We start from the raw sequence: 15,258 nt of genomic DNA, 5'->3' as shown, positions 1-15,258 counted from the left end.
ACATTATGAAAATGTTTATGCGGGGAAATCTTTGCACTTAATAGCCTAAAAGCCTGTTTATACACACAATAAAAAAGACGAATGAAAATTCATTCGTCTTTTTGCGCTATCTAAATTAGTAAATCCAAGCGTCTGCGTCTTTTTTATAGAAAGTCAGCTCTTCACTTTCAAAGAATAAGCTGATTTCACGCTCCGCACTTTCTGGTGAATCTGAGCCGTGAATAATATTCTTATCCACAATCAGTCCATAATCACCTCGAATAGTTCCAGGAAGCGCTTCTTGAGGGTTAGTTTTCCCCACCATTTGACGTGATACTGAAATCACGTTTTCACCTTCCCATACCATAGCAAAAACTGGACCTGATGTGATAAATTTCACTAACTCACCGAAGAAAGGTTTCTCTTTATGTTCACCATAGTGTGTTTCAGCTAATTCCTGCGAAATATGCATAAGCTTAGCTCCAACTAATTGAAAACCTTTTTTCTCAAAGCGAGAAATAACCTCACCAATAATGCTTCTTTGTACCCCGTCTGGTTTGACCATTAAAAACGTTTTTTGTATCATTTTACTCTCCACCCCTGAAGTTCATGATATGTAAACAAGTTTTGAAAGCGCAATCACACCTCATGAAGATATTAACATTGTTTCGAGCAGTTTACAACTTATGAAAGTAAATAAATCAAAATTTCCGTTTTCCAATGTACTTCGCAATTTGATGCAGCGTTTTTTTCGCCTTGTTTGGCGGCAGTTCTTCTAAAATGCTCATCGCTTTTTGCAGATAACGATCGCTCATCTCAAATGAACGTTCAATGGCGTTAGAAGATTTAATATCAGAAATAATTTCATCGATCAGCTCTTGCTCATATTCCCTCTCGAAAAGCTGTTCTACTTTATCTCGAAACTCAGCATTTTCAATGGCATACAAAACTGGCAGCGTAATATTTCCTTGCAGTAAGTCGCTGCCAACTGGTTTCCCAAGCTGTTCTTCTGATGAGATAAAATCTAAAATGTCATCCGTAATTTGAAATGACATTCCCACGTAATATCCAAACCAAAATAAACGTTTATGTATATCTTCAGGAGCTCCCGCTGCAATTGCGCCTAACTGACAGCTTGCAGCAATTAGCAGTGCCGTTTTACGTTTAATTCTACGCAGATACACGCGTAAGTTTTGGTTTAGGTTGTATTTGTCCTTAATCTGTTCAATTTCACCGAGCGTTAATTCCACCATCGTATTAGATAAAATTTTATGTGCTTCCACATCTTTAACCTCACTCATAACTTCAAGTGCACGAGCAAAGATGTAATCCCCTGTATACATAGCAATACGATTGTCCCATTTTGCCTTAATTGTTGGTTTTCCCCGTCGCTTATCAGCGTCATCAATAACATCATCATGAACAAGAGACGCCATATGAATCAGCTCAAGCGCTACTGCCACATGTTTGATTTGGTCGATATTGTAATGCCCAAATTTAGCTGCCAACAAAACAAATACAGGGCGAATTCGTTTCCCCCCTGCTTGTAAAAGGTGAAGAGAAGCATCTGTGATAAGTGTTTCATCGGTATGAACAGTTTGTTCAAGTTCTTTCTCAATAAGGGTAATATCCGTATTCAAAAAAGCGTACATCATTTTTAGTTTCATTGGACTCACCTTGCATTATATATTCATTCTTTACTCCTTATCCTACAGGCTGTTGCACCTGTAGGACAAGCTTTTTCTCTTTTATCGTTTGTACCCTAGATGCATCGCCGCTACTCCACCTGTGTAAGATTTCACTTCAACATCTGTCAAACCGGCTTCACGGAACATATCAGCCAATTGCTTTTGACCTGGAAAGTCCCTAGCTGACTCTTGAAGCCATGAATATTCATCATAGCTTTTAGCGACCATCTTTCCAAGCGCAGGCATAATGTACTTAAAATAAAGCAAGTACATTTGTCGGTAACCAATCATCGTTGGCTGAGACGTTTCAAGGCAAACCACTTTTCCGCCAGGTTTCACGACGCGCTGCATTTCCTTTAAAACTTGAAGGTAATCGGGCACGTTGCGCAGTCCGAATCCAATCGTTACATAGTCAAATGAATTATCTTCAAAAGGAAGCTCCATTGCATTGCCATGTAGTAAAGTAATATTTGAAAAAGGTGAGTTTTTTACTTTCTCTTCACCAATCTTTAGCATATTTTGACTAAAATCCAGGCCAACTGCCTCTCCTGTTTCTCCAACTGCTTCAGCCATAGCTAGCGTCCAATCCGCAGTTCCGCAACAAACATCTAAAGCTTTTGTTCCTTTTTGAACATTCATTCGCTTCATCGTATCTTTGCGCCATGCCTTATGACGCTGAAAACTAATAACAGAATTCATTTGATCATAATTTTTGTATATTTTTTCAAATACGCCATGGACACGCTGTTCTTTTGATTGCTGCATATCTCTATCCTTCTCCTACGACATTTTTCAACACTTCTAAGCTAGATGTAAGTTCATCTAAGTGCTCTCTTAAAAACTCATTCATCGCAAATTCACTTCGCAAGTACCCTCTAACAATATTTACAGACTGTTGAGTATACGAATAAAGGTATTCTTTTATTTGTTCTTGATTCATGCCAATTTGTTTGCAATAGTTTAGCAAGAGAGTAGGCTCTTTATGCTGTAATGACTTTAATTGCTTTAATATCCCATTCAAATACGCTGCATGTTTTAAAAGTTCTTTCCACTCTTCACGTTCAAAATAGTCACATAAGCATCTTACAAACGATGATTCTGCTGCTAAAAAACTATTCATAACGTCGTGTGGATTAGTAGAGCGATTGTTATAAATGTGTATCTTAGCGATATTAATTTCTTTAATAGCAGATGCTATAACTTTCATTAAATTCAGCTGGCTGCTTTGAGCTAAATAGTAATAGTACAGGCCGCTGTAATAATCTCCGGCCAAAACTACCAGCTGCCTCTCATGCAGCTTCCCTTCATTTCCGCTAACATTTTGAGTGGAGACTAGATCGTGGGTATCAAGTGCGGTTTGAACGAGCATCACAGATAGCACAGAGCTGTTCTTTTTTTCTTCTTCCATTGAAAGAGTATCTAAGAACGAACACATGTACAGTAATCTATTTTCATCAATACGCGGATGATGAATATATTTTTTTACATATGGATGACTTAATTCAACATGAAGCTGTTCTTTCATGTTGGCCACAATATCATAGATGGTTTTTACGCTCATCATCCTTGTCTCCCTTTCCATCACTATTTGTTTAAAGTTCTTTTAACTCCAAATCGATAGTGTCAATTATAACATAATTACATTATAAAATATCCTTTAAATTCTTTTGAAGCTTTTTCACGGTTTAAATCCTTTAGCTGCTCATCCGCTTGAACACCGTTCATCTACATACCATCTTGATTTCTTAGACAGTAATTTAAGATATTGCTTTTAGTTTCACCATGTTTTTCCTGTTCTTATTCATTTATTTTAAATATAAATAAAAGCAGGAAAATCCCTGCTTATTTTTTCGTATCGGATTCAATTTCTCCGTGAACAGTCTGAACGACGGCTTTGCCACGAATTTTAATTGCGGATGTATGCTCAGTAAACTGCGCAATCATCACTTCGCCTTTATCTAGTTTTTCTGAATGATGAAATCGCGTATCTGCTCCTCGCGTTAAGCCAATTACGTTAACTCCATCTTCGACCGCTTTAATGACAATATACTCTGGCGTTCCTTTTTGTGTCATATTCTCTTCTCCTTCATCATCCACATTATGATTTAATCAATGATAAAACTTCAGCTCTAGAACTTGCATCGTGTTCTAACACTCCACGCACAGCAGAAGTGATTGTCATAGCCCCAGGCTTTTTAATGCCTCGCATGGTCATACACATGTGCTCTGCTTCCACTACTACCATTACCCCGTGCGGCTCTAATGTTTCTACAATAGAATCCGCCACTGTAGATGTAATTCTCTCCTGAAGCTGAGGACGTTTCGCAACAGCTTCTACCGCTCTTGCCAGCTTACTTAAACCGGTCACTCGTCCGCCTTTTGGAATATACGCAACATGAGCTTTTCCGTAAAAAGGCACTAAGTGGTGTTCACACATAGAGTAAAAAGGAATATCTTTTACAAGCACTAGCTCTTCATGATCTTCTCCAAAAACTGTTTTAAAATGCTCTTTTGGATCTTCATTCAACCCGGAAAAGACTTCCTCATACATTTTAGCTACTCGCTTTGGTGTATCTAATAATCCTTCACGGTTTGGATCTTCGCCAATTGCTTCTAAAATTAGTCTCACAGCTTGTTCGATCTGTGGTTTATTTACAGATGACATGTTGTTGCCCTCCAATTCGTTGCATTACGACTTTATGAAAAAAATTCTAGCATATGTATATACCAAAGGCAAAAAAGAAAGGTCGCAAATGTGCGACCTTTCAAAGCTCTTCATCAACGGCTATGAATAAAGCCATTTTATGTAGATATTATTTTACAGCATCTTTAAGAGCTTTACCTGGTTTGAATGCAGGAACTTTGCTAGCAGGAATTTCGATTTCTTCGCCAGTTTGTGGATTGCGTCCTTTACGAGCAGCACGTTCACGTACTTCGAAGTTACCAAAACCGATAAGTTGAACTTTGTCCTCAGCTTTTAAAGCTTCTAAAATTGTATCGAAAACAGCATCAACTGCTTTTGTAGCATCCTTTTTTGAAAGCTCACTTGCTTCTGCAACAGCATTAATTAATTCTGTCTTGTTCATGCCATTCACCTCCTCCCAAAATCGGATCATATAATAACTAAAAACCTTGTTAGAAAAGGAATCTAGTAATTCGTTATATCTCATTCTTTAACAAAACAAATGGATATTATACATAACCTATGTATCGACAAGCCTAATCATAAACGATTGAACTAAATAATTCAATGTTTTTCATTCGTCTGCCGTATGTATGTAGTGAAAACAGTATGATCGATCGATTTCTGTTAAAAGATTAACATATTGAACAAGGCATAGCAAGCAGAAAATAACGCAGGAATAGGATAACCACGCGATCTATCACAATATATGTAAAGTTTTGTATGATCTATCCAAAAAGAAGAGGCTCCTTTATGAGGAGCCTAACGTTATATTCTTATAAAATAATCGCGATTAAACCTCCAGATCCTTCGTTAATAATCCGTTCTAGCGTTTCTTTTAACTTATATCGCGCATTTTCAGGCATCAGCGACAGCTTTCCTTGAATCCCTTCTCTTACGATTGAACTTAGAGAGCGGCCAAATATATCTGAATTCCAAATTGAAAGCGGATCATCTTCAAAGTCTTGCATCAAATAACGAACTAATTCTTCGCTTTGCTTCTCCGTTCCGATAATCGGCGCAAATTCTGATTCTACATCCACTTTAATCATGTGTATAGAAGGTGCCACTGCTTTTAAACGAACTCCAAAACGCGATCCTTGGCGAATAATTTCAGGTTCATCAAGGCTCATATCTGAAAGCGAAGGTGCAGCTACACCATAACCCGTTTGCTTAACCATGCGAAGTGCATCAGAGACTTGATCATACTCGGTTTTTGCATGCACAAAGTCTTGCATTAACTGCAGCAAATGATCTCTTCCGCGAATTTCTACTCCCACGATTTCTTTCAAAATCTGATCATATAAGTCATCTGGAGCGTATAAGTCAATTTCGGCAATCCCCTGCCCCATCTCAATTCCGGCTAATCGAGCCTGATCGATAAACTCAAACTGGCTAAATTGCTCTACTACCCGTTCAACGTCTCTCAGTCTCTTAATATCTTTTACCGTTTCTTTAACGGCTTCTTGATAGCTTTCACGCAGCCAATGTTTATCTTTTAAAACCATTACCCAGCTTGGTAGATTAACGTTGACTTCTAATACAGGGAACTCGTATAGTGCTTCTCTTAATACGTTCATCACATCAGTATCGCGCATGCTTTCCACACTCATCGCTAATACTGGGATATCATATTTTTCATTAAGCTTTGCACGAAGCTTTTCTGTATCGGGATGATATGGCTGTACGGTATTAATAACCATGATAAAGGGTTTGCCTACTTCTTTTAGCTCATTAATGACGCGCTCTTCTGCTTCCACGTAATCTTGACGGGGTATATCTCCAATTGAGCCATCTGTTGTAATGACGACACCAATCGTTGAGTGTTCTTGAATGACCTTTCTCGTTCCAATTTCAGCCGCTTCGTGAAATGGAATTGGTTCTTCATACCAAGGTGTATTGATCATTCGAGGTCCATTTTCATCTTCGTACCCTTTAGCGCCTGGCACTGTATATCCTACACAATCTACTAACCGTATGTTAACTTCTAGCCCGTCATCTACCAAAACATTGACTGCTTGATTCGGTACGAATTTTGGCTCAGTTGTCATAATCGTTTTTCCAGCTGCACTTTGTGGTAGTTCATCTTGTGTGCGAGCTCTTTCTGCCTCGTTCTCGATGTGAGGCAGGACCACCAGCTCCATAAACTTTTTAATAAATGTAGATTTTCCTGTTCGAACTGCTCCCACCACACCTAAATATATATCGCCTCCTGTACGTTCAGCGATATCTTTAAATACATCCACCTTTTCCAAAAGATCCCCTCCGATCTATGAGTTCATGGAATATGACATCCATTGCGAGAGTAAATTAGGACACTATATAGTTATGACGTTGTCCTATTAAAATATGACTTTTGATAGAAAAATTTATGATTTTTTTCATGCACATGCTGACTTAGTCATTCTGATTTTCATTATTGGTGTACAAGAAAGAGAAAACCCCTTCTCTCTGAATATTATTCAAGGAGAAGGGGTTCATGACTTATTTTTTAAAAAATATTGGTTCATTCTTATCGTTAACTGTATAAGGAAGAGAGTAAGCAGGTACAAAATCACTGTTTTCCACAAGGAGCTTTCGGATATCTTCACCCGGTTTGTAGGAGCTTTTATGCTTTTGAATGGCATCATACAAATCAGGACGATAATCTACAAATACATCTCCCTGCCCATTAACAATTAAAGAAAGACTATTCCCTGTATACGGGCTAGTAACGACAGGGGGTTCTTTCATATTCAATTTCTTATAGTTAATAGAGAATACGCCGGGAGCGATGACGTCTTTAAACGGTACGTACCCTTTATGGTTTTGACGGTATATATTCAAATGTACATTAACATCTTGAATCGTATCCGCCATCCGTAAGTCTAATAATTTAACCGTGGGCTTTGTTTCTGCATCCACAAGCACGTACGCAAATATCCCTCCGCTTTCATACGAATTCCCAGGTGCGTCTTGCATGTATCTAGGAACAATTTTTGTAAAGTCAATCGGATATTTTTGATAAATCGGCGTGTCCATATCTTTCGTTTTTATCGGCAATAAGCCTCCGCTTTCTTCTTTAAATTGATCAACGGCCGTTTGTACGGAAGCAACTTGATCTTTATAAGGAACTTGATTTTGAGACATTCTTTCCGTCGGGTATAAACAACCGGATAATACAAAAATGGTTAACCCAACCATAGACGTTAGCATGAATTTTTTCATTTTCCTCACCCTACCATATGTACATTAAGCATCTGTCGGACCGCTGAATACAACAATTACCATAATAAGACCTGCTACAATCATGAGCGAATAGGCAATGAAAGCGAGTACAATTTTACCAACGCGGTTCGTGATTTTATAACGACTAAAGTAAATAGAAAATACCGCAATAAACATAAATACAATGGAACCCAATGAAATCCACATCTTTAACAAACCTGGCGACAAATTGCATCCACTCCTTTTTTCACCGTTATTATAACATAAGGACTTATAGTTAAGACGGATATTAATAGAACTTTCTAAATTAACTATTTATTCACCTTCCATTGATTTACGCTCTATAGTAATTACTTTCCTATTAAATTGACAAATTCCTGCTTTTTCACATAAAAAAAATCGAAGCGAAGGGGGCTCTTCGCTTCGACCGTAACTAAATATTCCCATACTAACAGTTCTACTCATCTTTATTTACACGTTATTTTATGCAAGTAAATGATTTTGGGTATCACCAATTGCCTATTTTTTCATATTTCTTTGCACTTAATTTAATTTTTCTCCTAAAACATTCGCTAAATCTTCCATTTCATGTGTTTTAGTACGAGACATAAGCGCGTCTACTGCATCTTTTGCCTTCACATCATTAAACAGTACATTATATAAAGCATCAGCAATCGGCATTTTTACGTCGTATTTTTGAGATAGCTGGTAAGCTGCTTTCGTCGTGCGTACACCTTCTACAACCATTCCCATATTTTCTAATACTTCGTCTAAATTTTTGCCTTTTCCAAGAAGATTACCAGCGCGCCAATTTCGAGAATGAACGCTTGTACACGTTACAATCAAATCTCCAATCCCGGTTAAACCTGAGAACGTCAGAGGATTGGCGCCAAGCACCGTACCTAAACGAGCGATTTCAGCTAAGCCACGAGTCATAAGAGCGGCCTTCGCATTGTCACCATATCCAAGTCCATCCGTGATACCAGCAGCAAGAGCAATAATATTTTTTAACGCTCCCCCAATTTCCACACCAATCACATCAGGATTTGTATAAACACGGAAGTACTGTTGATTATTAAATAAATCCTGTACTTTTTCTGCTGCTTGTATATTTGTTGAAGCTGACGTCACGGTTGTCGGCTGCCTTCTACTTACTTCTTCAGCATGACTCGGGCCTGATAAGACAACGATGTCTTTTGTATCAATTTCTTGTTGAATCATTTGAGATATACGTAAAAGAGAATCCGGTTCAATTCCTTTACTTACGTGAACAATTGTAAACAGTTCATCGGTAAGGGATTTTAGCTGTTGCAACACTTCACGAATGGCCTTCGTTGGAACAGCTAAAATAAGGGTTTCAACACCCTCTATTGCCTTTTCTAATGACGTAAAACCTTTAATCTGATGAGGAAGCTCTACACCAGGCAGATATTTTTCATTCTGATGCGTCTCGTTGATTTGATCAATGACTTGTTGTCTATGTCCCCAAATGCGAACATCGTGTCCATTTTCCGCCAATACGAAAGCTAATGCAGTTCCCCAACTCCCTGCTCCTAGTACAGCTATTCTTTCCACGCCGATCACATCCTCTGTTATTTTCTTGGTCTTGCAATAATTTTAATTGGAGTTCCTTCGAATCCAAAAGCTTCACGAAGCTTATTTTCTAAGAAACGTTTATATGAAAAATGCATTAGCTCAGGATCATTTACAAACACAACAAAAGTTGGCGGCTTGATTGCTACTTGAGTTGTGTAATAGATTTTTAAGCGGTTGCCGTTATGAGTAGGCGTAGGGTTCATTGCTACTGCATCCATAATTACATCGTTTAAGATGCTTGTTTCTACACGTACAGCATGGCTTTCGCTTGCAAGATCAATCATTGGCAATAGCGTATGCGTACGTTTTTTCGTTTTAGCTGAAAGGAATACAATTGGAGCATATGTTAAGAACTGAAAATGCTCGCGTATATTTTCTTCAAATTTTTTCATTGTTTTTTCATCTTTTTCTACTGTATCCCATTTGTTCACAACAATGACGACAGCTTTTCCAGCTTCTTGTGCATAGCCAGCAATTTTCTTATCTTGTTCAATAATACCCTCTTCAGCATTTAATACAATTAAGACAACGTCTGAGCGTTCAATTGCCTTTAATGCGCGAAGTACGCTGTATTTTTCAGTACTCTCGTACACTTTTCCACGCTTTCTCATTCCAGCTGTATCAATAACAACATATTCTTGATCTTCTTTTGTAAACTTCGTATCAATAGCATCGCGTGTCGTACCGGCGAGATCACTGACAATAACACGATCTTCACCTAGAAGAGCATTAACTAATGAAGATTTCCCTACGTTAGGACGACCAATCAATGAAAATTTAATGACTTCTTCTCCGTAGTCTTCGTCTTTTTCTTTTGGAAAATGCTTAGCTGCCTCGTCTAACAGGTCACCTAAACCTAAACCATGCGTTCCTGAGATTGGGAACGGTTCTCCATATCCTAGTGCGTAGAAATCATAGATTAATTCTCTCATTTCAGGATTATCTACTTTATTAACGGCTAGGACGACGGGCTTTTTGGATTTGTATAAAATTTTCGCCACTTCTTCATCAGCTGCAGTAATTCCATCGCGTCCATTCACTAGAAAAATGATTACGTCCGCTTCATCAATTGCAATTTCTGCCTGCTGTTTGATCTGTTCTAAAAATGGCTCATCTCCAATATCAATACCGCCAGTATCAATAATGTTAAAGTCCAAATTCAGCCACTCACCTGAACTATAGATACGATCACGAGTTACACCCGGAATATCTTCTACAATAGATACTCGCTCTCCTACAATTCGGTTGAAAATTGTTGATTTTCCTACGTTGGGACGACCAACAATCGCAATAATTGGTTTTGGCATACGATTCTTCCCTTTCCTTGATCTTTTTTATGTATCGGCAACCAGTCTTTAATCGACTAAAGGTATTTATCTACATGTACAAATAAATAAGATCATTCTTTTTTCAAAAATCGAGGCCATGCAGCGTGGCATGACCTCTACTAATCGATCATAAGCGATAAAGCAGGATTTTTATCAGCTCTTTCTTACACTGAACTAATTAACTGCCTATCCGCTGAATAAGCATTACTCTTTCAATCAAACAATTTTATCAAAAATCACCGGTAACAACAATATAATTTTACGAAATCTCTTCTTCTATTTGTAAGTACTTTGCTTTTGCCTGTGAGACTTCAGCACGTACAAATCTAAATAAGCAGAGAAATAAACCAGCATCTCCCAAATAAACATCGCTCCTACTGCTGTGGCTAAAACGTCGAGTGTACGAAGAGACCCTATTTCATAAGATGCGATATCCCGAATGACAACTGCGTATAAAAAGTCTCCTCCAACTACACCTAAAATGATCGCTGCGAATCTTTTTTCAGCATCTTTAACCACCATAAAGCAAATATATAAGATAAGTCCAGTCAAAATCCACTTACGATCAATAAAAATCCAGACAGGATCATAGAGCTCAAGTAAACAAAAACTAGCATAGGCAATTATTATAATGCCGCATACAATAACATAATATAACTGCTGAAATCGGCTGTAGCCTGAAGCATACACACACACTACTCCCACTAAAAACAAAGCGGTGTAGCTACATGAAAACTGAGTCATATGCATGTTCATTCCGCTTAGGAGTATACTGATTAATATAATGGCTGCTACCTTCCAACGCCTAGCTGTTTTGGGCATAAGAAAAGTCGCAACAATCCATCCCATCCACGAAAGCCAATAAAAGAAAATTCCGTCCACTGAATATGGCACCTCCCCTATCTGTCATCAGTATGTATCAATTTTGGAAAACTTAATCGGGGTTTTAGAATAGAACCGCTTATTTTGGACAACCTATCAGAAAAAAGGAGGGAATATAAAATGGGAAAAGATCGTCAAGAGAAAAAATTAAAGGAATCAAAACGAGTTGAATCTGACCGTGATCAAGGACTTCACTATCCGGGAGCAACTAGCTTGCAAAGTCCTGAAGAAGCGCGCGAATTAAATGAGCATAAATAAAAAATGCGCTGACTAAGTCAGCGCATTTTTTATTTTAAAACTGGATGTGAAACAGGATAGGAACGTTCTTTCTTTCCTGTAAACAAAAAGAGAACTCCTCCCACTAACAATAGTGCTCCTGACAAATAAAATCCGAATTCCATACTTCCAAGTTTATCTGCAAAATATCCGGTAATGTATGGTGCAAAGATCGATGACAGCATGCCGCTGAAGTTAAAAAAACCGTACACTTTAGAGTACATGGAAGAGGGGGTAATATCCGCCATATACGAAATTAAAATCGGATCTAATGCTAATTTCCCTATCAGACCGTACACAATTAAGCCGATTAATAGCCAAGAATAACTCTCTGTATAGGGAATAAAAAATTGACATAAAGCGCCCGCTACTGACAAACTCACAATTAATGCTTTTTTGTTTGCAATTCGATCCGATATATATCCAAAGAAGATTGCTCCTGGAATAGACGCCCACGGTACTAAAGATGCTATGATGCCTGTTTGAGACCCTTCTAAGCCGCGCGAGTGCTGCAAATAATAAGGAAGCCACGTCAGCATCCCAAAAAATCCGTAAAGAGAGCAGAAGATTAAAATGTATACGAAAATATGATTTTTTGTAAATAATACTTTTAGCGACTGCTTTGTTTCTTTATTTAGCGAATTTTTTTCTTGATCCCTTTGCTTATCTTTTACAAAGAAAGCTATTAAAATAGCTATTACTATAGTCGGAATAGCAAATAAGTAAAAAGTAAACTGCCAGTCTTTTTCTAACGTATATGTAATGTATGTAGAACCGATAAAACCAAGCGATATACCAAAAGCCATTCCACTATTGATGAGCGCAGACACTAGACCTCGGTATCGTTCAGACGTGATGCTTGAAGAAATTCCGTATTGTGAACCATAATACGTTCCTTCTCCAAGTCCTGTCAGCGCCCGCATGAGCAAGAACATACCGAAAGTAGTCGTAAGTCCTGTAAAGAATGTGGCAACTCCAAACAAAATGTATCCAGCCACTAAGATCTTAACGCGACCAAATCGATCTGCCAAAAAACCCGTTGGAATCTGCATAGCTGCATACGCTGCAAAAAACACGGTAGACATTAGACCAAGTTCAGCTTTATTAAGGTCCCACTGCGCACCGATATCTCCCATAACTGGAGATAAAATATTACGATCTGCATACATGAAAACCCAGCCTAAAAAGAAAAGAAAAATTGTAAATATAGGATGTCCCTTTTTCATTACGTCACCTCTTTTTCTGATTTTTCTGTTTATTTAACTTATTATAAGTGGCTAACGTTTGGGATTTCATGCTTTTTGTCACTTCTTCTGCCAATATTTTTTGTTTTTTTAATGAAAACGCGATCATTCATCTTCTAAGGAAATAAAAAAGCAAGCAGTTAACTGCTTGCTTTTTTATCATCTGTTATTAAATGTTTCTATAGATACATTTCGCTGAGTCAGCCAGCTATGGGTATCCCCTGTAATAACTAGAGGCATTTGCTGAAGCTTAGCAATAGAAGTTGCTCCTAATGCAGCCATGATAAACGTTAACTCCTCATGCAGCTCGGCTATCTCTTCTACGACTGCTTCTAAACCAGACGTCATTAAAATGGATAGAAAATATCCTGCCATTCCCGTTGCAGAAGCTCCTAACGCAATGGACTTAGCAACATCCATAGAGGTTTGAATACCTCCTGAACCAATAATGGATATACCTTCTACGTGCTGAGATACTTCCGCTAAAGAAGCTGCTGTGGAAATTCCCCAATCATTAAAGAAGTGAAAGTGTTTTGCTCGTCTTTCATTTTCGATTTTCGAAAAATTGGTACCACCGTACCCACCAATATCAACGATTTCAACACCAACATCTTTAAGTTTTTGCACTGCTTGAGCGCTCATCCCAAAACCTACTTCTTTGACAATTACAGGAACGGTTACTTCTCGGACAATTCGTTCAATACGACGTAATGCATCGGTAAAATCACGATCTCCCTCTGGCATGACCAGTTCTTGTATAACATTTAAATGAATTTGAAGTCCATTTGCTTCAAGCATATCAACCGCTTTTTTAGCTTGTTCAACTGTAGCTTCACTGCCTAGGTTGGCAAAAATAATTCCGTTAGGGTTTTCTTGACGCACTACTCTGTATGATTGTTCTTCCTTTTCATCTTTAATCGCAGCCATCTGCGATCCAACGGCCATTGCTAATTGACCATGATGAGCAATTTGAGCAAACGAACGGTTAATCCGTTCCGTTTCTTGTCCGCCTCCACCCGTCATAGCATTTATAAAAATTGGCGAACTTAACAAAAGTTCGCCAATTTTTGTATCAATATGAACATCGTGCACGCCTGTATTTGGTAAGCTATTATGAACGAAGCGAATATCATCTAGCCCGTGCAGCCGATGCTGTCCCGTTTGAATCGCATGATGAATGTGATCAATTTTACGTTTTGCTCTGCTCACAAATCATCACCATTACTTATCTTAATTTTTTTAATTGATCCCCAATCATATCACCTAATTGGAAGCCTTTTGACTCTTCTTGTAATTCATAGTCACCGTAATCTTCTTGCTCTTCTTCCTCAAGGTCACGAATGCTTAACGAAACGCGTCGTTCTTGTTCATTCACATCAAGTACTTTTACCGTCACTTTTTCGCCTTCAGAAAGCACTTCATGCGGTGTCCCAATATGCTTATGTGAAATTTGAGAAATGTGTACAAGTCCTTCTACTCCAGGTAGAACTTCCACAAAAGCTCCAAAAGATACAAGTCTTTTAACAGTTCCATCTACTACATCACCTTGGCGAAGCTTCGTAGAAATGTTGGACCATGGACCTTCTAACGTATCTTTAATAGATAATGAAACACGACCCGTTGATTTGTCAACAGATAATACTTTGACTTTCACAGTATCTCCCTCAGCTACTACGTCTGAAGGCTTTTCTACACGCGTATGTGAAAGCTGAGAGATATGCACTAGCCCATCTACTCCGCCTACATCTACAAACGCACCAAAGTCTGTTAAGCGCTGAACGGTTCCTTCTAAAACCTGACCTTCTTTTAATGACTCAAGAACATTTTCTTTTTGTTGTACAAGCTCTTCTTCTACAACTGCACGATGCGAGAGGATTACGCGATTTTTTTCTTTATCTAATTCCACTACTTTGACTGTAAGAGTTTGATCTTGATATTCTGCGAAATCATCAACGAAATGAGTTTCAACAAGGGAAGCTGGAATGAACCCTCTTACCCCAATGTCTACTACTAATCCGCCTTTGACAATTTCTTTGACTACCGCTTCAAACACTTCACCTGAAGAAAGTTTTGCTTCTAAACCGTCCCATGCTTTTTCAGCATCTACAGCCCGTTTAGATAACACAAGCACATCGTCTTCCACTTTAATTACTTTCGCTTCGACTTCGGCACCTTCTTGGATTACATCCCCTGCTTTTTCAATATGTAAGCTCGCTAATTCACTAATTGGAATAATACCGTCTAGTTTGCTGTTAGGCACATCTACATACACTTGCTTTTCTTCTACTTTTGTAATAGTACCTTTTACTGTTTCTCCTACTTCTAATGACGTTACCTCTACTTGATTCATATCTTCTGTCATCGTCTTTTCCTCC

The 15,258-nt window shown here is 38.3% G+C and carries 17 protein-coding genes; 1 reads left to right on the top strand and 16 read right to left on the bottom strand.

The window, feature by feature from the left end; all coding sequences use genetic code 11:
- Positions 1–115: 115 nt before the first annotated feature.
- The 13 genes from ndk to SCI76_RS18840 all read right to left on the bottom strand — a co-directional run bounded on the left by ndk (position 116) and on the right by SCI76_RS18840 (position 11,363).
- Positions 116–565 carry a nucleoside-diphosphate kinase gene (ndk, locus tag SCI76_RS18900; RefSeq protein WP_013059010.1) on the bottom strand — a complete coding sequence of 150 codons (450 nt, stop codon included), beginning with the start codon at positions 563–565 and terminating at the stop codon, positions 116–118.
- 115 nt (positions 566–680) lie between these two features.
- Positions 681–1,646: a heptaprenyl diphosphate synthase component II gene (gene hepT / locus SCI76_RS18895; RefSeq protein ID WP_028411507.1), complete on the bottom strand. Its 966-nt coding sequence runs from the start codon at positions 1,644–1,646 to the stop codon at positions 681–683.
- An 81-nt stretch (positions 1,647–1,727) separates the two neighbouring features.
- The gene (locus SCI76_RS18890) at positions 1,728–2,432 is read right to left on the bottom strand and encodes a demethylmenaquinone methyltransferase (RefSeq protein ID WP_013059012.1); all 705 of its coding nucleotides are present in this window, start codon (positions 2,430–2,432) and stop codon (positions 1,728–1,730) included.
- A 4-nt stretch (positions 2,433–2,436) separates the two neighbouring features.
- On the bottom strand, positions 2,437–3,231 hold the full coding sequence (locus SCI76_RS18885) for a heptaprenyl diphosphate synthase component 1 (protein WP_029714662.1): 795 nt from the start codon (positions 3,229–3,231) through the stop codon (positions 2,437–2,439).
- Between the two features lie 278 nt (positions 3,232–3,509).
- Positions 3,510–3,740: a trp RNA-binding attenuation protein MtrB gene (gene mtrB / locus SCI76_RS18880; RefSeq protein ID WP_028411509.1), complete on the bottom strand. Its 231-nt coding sequence runs from the start codon at positions 3,738–3,740 to the stop codon at positions 3,510–3,512.
- A 25-nt stretch (positions 3,741–3,765) separates the two neighbouring features.
- Positions 3,766–4,332, bottom strand: coding sequence for a GTP cyclohydrolase I FolE (folE, locus tag SCI76_RS18875; protein ID WP_013059015.1), 567 nt, complete (start codon positions 4,330–4,332; stop codon positions 3,766–3,768).
- 148 nt (positions 4,333–4,480) lie between these two features.
- Positions 4,481–4,753, bottom strand: a complete 273-nt coding sequence (locus tag SCI76_RS18870; protein WP_013059016.1) for an HU family DNA-binding protein — start codon at positions 4,751–4,753, stop codon at positions 4,481–4,483.
- 373 nt (positions 4,754–5,126) lie between these two features.
- The gene (gene spoIVA, locus SCI76_RS18865) at positions 5,127–6,605 is read right to left on the bottom strand and encodes a stage IV sporulation protein A (protein WP_013059017.1); all 1,479 of its coding nucleotides are present in this window, start codon (positions 6,603–6,605) and stop codon (positions 5,127–5,129) included.
- A 229-nt stretch (positions 6,606–6,834) separates the two neighbouring features.
- Entirely contained in the window at positions 6,835–7,557 is a 723-nt protein-coding gene (locus SCI76_RS18860) for a hypothetical protein (protein ID WP_033579749.1), read from the bottom strand.
- A gap of 24 nt (positions 7,558–7,581) precedes the next feature.
- Positions 7,582–7,785, bottom strand: coding sequence for a DUF2768 domain-containing protein (locus SCI76_RS18855; RefSeq protein ID WP_028411511.1), 204 nt, complete (start codon positions 7,783–7,785; stop codon positions 7,582–7,584).
- Positions 7,786–8,100: 315 nt separating this feature from the next.
- Positions 8,101–9,132 (bottom strand): NAD(P)H-dependent glycerol-3-phosphate dehydrogenase, encoded by a 1,032-nt coding sequence (locus tag SCI76_RS18850; RefSeq protein WP_013059021.1) that lies wholly within the window; start codon positions 9,130–9,132, stop codon positions 8,101–8,103.
- A 17-nt stretch (positions 9,133–9,149) separates the two neighbouring features.
- Positions 9,150–10,460: a ribosome biogenesis GTPase Der gene (gene der, locus SCI76_RS18845; RefSeq protein ID WP_014458340.1), complete on the bottom strand. Its 1,311-nt coding sequence runs from the start codon at positions 10,458–10,460 to the stop codon at positions 9,150–9,152.
- Between the two features lie 297 nt (positions 10,461–10,757).
- Complete coding sequence (locus SCI76_RS18840) at positions 10,758–11,363, bottom strand: hypothetical protein (protein WP_243495135.1); 606 nt, start codon at positions 11,361–11,363, stop codon at positions 10,758–10,760.
- Positions 11,364–11,483: 120 nt separating this feature from the next.
- On the opposite strand from SCI76_RS18840, the gene SCI76_RS18835 reads away from it, so the two are divergent.
- Positions 11,484–11,621: a YpzI family protein gene (locus SCI76_RS18835; RefSeq protein ID WP_013059024.1), complete on the top strand. Its 138-nt coding sequence runs from the start codon at positions 11,484–11,486 to the stop codon at positions 11,619–11,621.
- A 29-nt stretch (positions 11,622–11,650) separates the two neighbouring features.
- Here the strand turns inward: SCI76_RS18835 and SCI76_RS18830 are convergent, their stop codons facing one another.
- The 3 genes from SCI76_RS18830 to rpsA all read right to left on the bottom strand — a co-directional run bounded on the left by SCI76_RS18830 (position 11,651) and on the right by rpsA (position 15,245).
- Positions 11,651–12,865 carry an MFS transporter gene (locus SCI76_RS18830; protein WP_028411514.1) on the bottom strand — a complete coding sequence of 405 codons (1,215 nt, stop codon included), beginning with the start codon at positions 12,863–12,865 and terminating at the stop codon, positions 11,651–11,653.
- Positions 12,866–13,042: 177 nt separating this feature from the next.
- Positions 13,043–14,092: a type 2 isopentenyl-diphosphate Delta-isomerase gene (gene fni, locus SCI76_RS18825; RefSeq protein WP_048019806.1), complete on the bottom strand. Its 1,050-nt coding sequence runs from the start codon at positions 14,090–14,092 to the stop codon at positions 13,043–13,045.
- Positions 14,093–14,108: 16 nt separating this feature from the next.
- On the bottom strand, positions 14,109–15,245 hold the full coding sequence (rpsA, locus tag SCI76_RS18820) for a 30S ribosomal protein S1 (protein ID WP_028410732.1): 1,137 nt from the start codon (positions 15,243–15,245) through the stop codon (positions 14,109–14,111).
- Between the last annotated feature and the right edge of the window lie 13 nt (positions 15,246–15,258).

This window comes from Priestia sp. HNGD-A6, assembly GCF_045784335.1.
In the GTDB taxonomy this organism is placed as follows: Bacteria; Bacillota; Bacilli; order Bacillales; family Bacillaceae_H; genus Priestia; species Priestia zanthoxyli.
This window is presented reverse-complemented; position numbering and strand designations above follow the sequence as displayed.

What these genes read in the sequence shown, in the direction of transcription:
- SCI76_RS18885 (WP_029714662.1), bottom strand. Translation starts at nt 3,231, where the DNA reads ATGATGAGCGTAAAAACCATCTATGATATTGTGGCCAACATGAAAGAA.
- ndk (WP_013059010.1), bottom strand. Translation starts at nt 565, where the DNA reads ATGATACAAAAAACGTTTTTAATGGTCAAACCAGACGGGGTACAAAGA.
- hepT (WP_028411507.1), bottom strand. Translation starts at nt 1,646, where the DNA reads ATGAAACTAAAAATGATGTACGCTTTTTTGAATACGGATATTACCCTT.
- mtrB (WP_028411509.1), bottom strand. Translation starts at nt 3,740, where the DNA reads ATGACACAAAAAGGAACGCCAGAGTATATTGTCATTAAAGCGGTCGAA.
- rpsA (WP_028410732.1), bottom strand. Translation starts at nt 15,245, where the DNA reads ATGACAGAAGATATGAATCAAGTAGAGGTAACGTCATTAGAAGTAGGA.
- SCI76_RS18890 (WP_013059012.1), bottom strand. Translation starts at nt 2,432, where the DNA reads ATGCAGCAATCAAAAGAACAGCGTGTCCATGGCGTATTTGAAAAAATA.
- SCI76_RS18860 (WP_033579749.1), bottom strand. Translation starts at nt 7,557, where the DNA reads ATGAAAAAATTCATGCTAACGTCTATGGTTGGGTTAACCATTTTTGTA.
- SCI76_RS18830 (WP_028411514.1), bottom strand. Translation starts at nt 12,865, where the DNA reads ATGAAAAAGGGACATCCTATATTTACAATTTTTCTTTTCTTTTTAGGC.
- der (WP_014458340.1), bottom strand. Translation starts at nt 10,460, where the DNA reads ATGCCAAAACCAATTATTGCGATTGTTGGTCGTCCCAACGTAGGAAAA.
- folE (WP_013059015.1), bottom strand. Translation starts at nt 4,332, where the DNA reads ATGTCATCTGTAAATAAACCACAGATCGAACAAGCTGTGAGACTAATT.
- SCI76_RS18835 (WP_013059024.1), top strand. Translation starts at nt 11,484, where the DNA reads ATGGGAAAAGATCGTCAAGAGAAAAAATTAAAGGAATCAAAACGAGTT.
- SCI76_RS18870 (WP_013059016.1), bottom strand. Translation starts at nt 4,753, where the DNA reads ATGAACAAGACAGAATTAATTAATGCTGTTGCAGAAGCAAGTGAGCTT.